We start from the raw sequence: 546 nt of genomic DNA on the forward strand, positions 1-546 counted from the left end.
TTCTTCACCAGCGCTCATCGCAACGCTGTCCGGAAAACAGGGAGCGACGACCATCGTCGGCACGATTTCCACTGGGATCACGGCCAATCTGCAGTTCGGCCGGATCGATCTGGCCGGCATCACAATCGATGTGACGCTGCCCAATCCGAGTGGTGGCACAATGAAGCTGGGGGCCAGCGGCAGCGCATTGGCCGAGTTAAACCAGCAGACCATGGGCGCCAAGCTACGAGGAAAGCTCGACGACAGCAGCTTTGATGCAACACTCGGGCTTGTCGGATATGCTCCGGCCGCCTATACCTTCGACATCAATATCGACAAGCTGGACGCAGACCGGTATCGGGCAAGAACGCCAGTCGACGCCACACAGGGCAAAGCCAGGCCCGCAGACCAGCCAGAGAAGCCGATCGACCTGTCGGCGCTGCGTCAACTGCAGGCGAGCGGCAATCTGCGGGTCGGCAGCCTGAAGGCCGAAAACATCCGGCTTTCCAATCTCCGCCTGTCGATGAAGGCGGGCGGGGGCCAAGTCGACATCAACCCGCTCAGCGC

Annotated in this window: 1 protein-coding gene; it reads left to right on the plus strand. The window is 61.4% G+C overall.

Annotated elements, in window-relative coordinates:
• On the plus strand, positions 1-546 hold a 546-nt coding region (locus tag JK635_RS28080), incomplete at both ends, for a hypothetical protein (RefSeq protein ID WP_202653114.1).

The organism is Neobacillus paridis (genome assembly GCF_016765675.1).
Lineage (GTDB): Bacteria > Bacillota > Bacilli > Bacillales > Cytobacillaceae > Neobacillus > Neobacillus paridis.